This is a genomic window from Sphingopyxis sp. CCNWLW2 (assembly GCF_037095755.1).
Taxonomy (GTDB): domain Bacteria; phylum Pseudomonadota; class Alphaproteobacteria; order Sphingomonadales; family Sphingomonadaceae; genus Sphingopyxis.
The window spans coordinates 1-1,243 of the sequence record NZ_JBAWKJ010000005.1; the positions used below are offsets into that span (position 1 = coordinate 1).

At 58.9% G+C, this 1,243-nt stretch carries 1 protein-coding gene; it reads left to right on the forward strand.

Going from position 1 to position 1,243, the window contains the following annotated elements; genetic code table 11:
• Positions 1–18: 18 nt before the first annotated feature.
• A partial coding sequence (locus tag V8J55_RS21655) for an amidohydrolase family protein (RefSeq protein ID WP_336447653.1) occupies positions 19–1,243 on the forward strand: 1,225 nt, incomplete at its 3' end.

Genomic DNA, 1,243 nt, shown 5'->3' on the forward strand with positions numbered 1-1,243 from the left:
CCTTTGAGGAGAGAAGAGATGACGGGTCAGCTGGAGCCTTTGGCGAAGGAACATGTTTACAAGGGTCCGATGTTCGACGCGGACACGCATTTTTGGGAGACGGACGAGGCGTGGACGAAATATCTGCCGAAGGATGCGGCGGAGAAATATGGTGTGTCGTTCAAGCGCGGTGACGATGGCGATTTTGCGATGTACGTCGGTCCGCGCAAGGTAGAGATCAGCGCGGATCACCTGTTCGATGACGGTCGTGTTCCGGCGCCAGGCAAGCTGCACGAGTGGCTTCGGGCGATGAAGGAAGGCAAGGCCGAGATCGACATGCATGTCGAGAAGACGGCTGACATGATGGAGCCCGAGGCGCGGGTGAAGAAGCTCGATGCGTGGGACGTTCGCTCGTCGATCCTGTTCATCGGCAACATGATCACCGCGATCAGCTTCCTTGACGATCCGCAATATGCCTATCCGGTGCTGAACGCCTATAATGCGTGGATGTACGACCAGTGGCGGTATAATTATGACGACCGCATCTTCTCGGCGCCGATCGTGACGCTCGACAATGTCGAGGAAGCCTGCAAGCAGCTGACCGGGGTGATCGAGAAGGGCGCGAAGCTCATCCTGATGCCGATGGGTCCCTATAATGGCAAGGCGCCGGCGCACCCCGATCATGATCCCTTCTGGGCGATCGCCAACGAGGCGGGGATGCGGGTGGTGTTCCATGTGTCCGAGGCGATCTACATGAAGCATCACATGGCGGTGTGGGGCGAGCCGGTGCAGCAGAGCCGGATCAAGCAGACAGCCTTTGTGTGGATGCACGGCTACTCCGAGCGCCCGGTGGTCGAGACGCTGTCGAGCTTCATCTTCTGGAACTTCTTCGAGCGCTTCCCCAATGTGAAGCTGCTGTCGGCCGAGAATGGCGCCGAATGGGTGCCCGCGATGCTGAGCAAGATGGACAAGTGCCGCGGCATCGCCAAGAACGGCTTCTGGCCGGGCGGCCAGCTCAAGGAGCGCCCGAGCAAGATCTTCACCCGCCATGTGTCGGTGGTCGCCTATCCCGAGGACGACCTCAAGGCGATCGTCGATCAGGTCGGAAGCGCCGACTGGCTCCTCATGGGATCAGACTATCCCCACGCCGAAGGCGTCGAGGAACCCCGCATCTTCGCCGACGAAGCCTGCAAGGACCTCTCCGAAGAAAACACCCGTAAAATCATGTTCGAAAACGGAATGAACTTCATGAATCTCAAATATT